Below are 990 nucleotides of genomic sequence, written 5' to 3'. Positions count from 1 at the left end.
GTCTTCATGACGGTAGAATACCGGACGGACGCCCTTCCGGACGCAGGACACCATGATTGCGGGGCGGGGAACGCCGGATTCGTTGATCGGCGAGCCATGCAGCAGCCTGCTGTCGAAGATCAGGCCCTCACCGGCCCGCATCGGCAAGGAGAGGACGATGTCGCCGAGGGATTTTTGAAAATGCGCGTGATAGTTCTTGATCCCCGGGCCGCGGATCTGTCGAACCAGCCGGTGGCTGCCGGGCACGACCCGCAGACAGCCATTATGATCGTCGACGTCGACCAGCGGGCACCACACCGTCAGTGTCGGCTGATCTATGTCTTCCGTCAGGGTCCAGTCCGAATGGAGGCTCAGCGCACCCGTTCCCGGCTCCTTGATGATCAGGCCCGCCGTGATGATGTCGAAGTCGTCGAGAAGCCCCTCGAGCTTCGGCGCGACCGCATCCCGCACCGCGGAGAATATCGATTCCCGATACTGAGCGTCGCCATCGAGCGCCGTCGCGTGATAGGCAAGCGCCTGCCCGGTGATCGTCGACGAACGGGACGCCCGGTCGCGAATGGTTTTCAGCGTGTGGAGCAGGGCGTCGACTTCCGCTGCATCCAGCAAGGGAAGCTGGACGAAGCCGTCCCGTGTCAGCCGTGGCTGCAGCGCTCGATTCCGAAGAATGGATGTCTGCACGAAATCGCCCGTTGCTGCCCCCCTTCTCCGGCGGGCCGTCATGCGCCGGCATAGCAGACCGCCGCCGCCGCGCAAACGCGCGCCTCCGGGCACCTCGTCACTGGACCCCGGCCCCGCTTTCGCGCAGCCTCGCTGGCGTTCGGGAGAGACTCGTGACCAAAACCACCGCGGCACTGCTCGCCATCGCCGCCATCGGCTTGGCTGGCGGCGATCTGTCCGCCCTTACTGGCCAGACGACCGCCCCGGATCATTCCCCGGCGCCCCAGGCCGCTATCAGAAACGCCGCCGAATTCGATCGCCTCGCCCGCACCG

General features: G+C 65.8%; 1 protein-coding gene. It reads right to left on the bottom strand.

Annotated elements, in window-relative coordinates:
• A partial coding sequence (locus AC1DZC_RS19860) for a phytanoyl-CoA dioxygenase family protein (protein WP_477044462.1) occupies positions 1-678 on the bottom strand: 678 nt, incomplete at its 3' end.
• Positions 679-990 lie beyond the last annotated feature (312 nt).

It is taken from the genome of Cellulomonas sp. P2_B4, assembly GCF_056404795.1.
The sequence above is the reverse complement of the archived record's forward strand: the minus strand, read 5'-3'. Positions and strand labels throughout refer to the sequence as shown.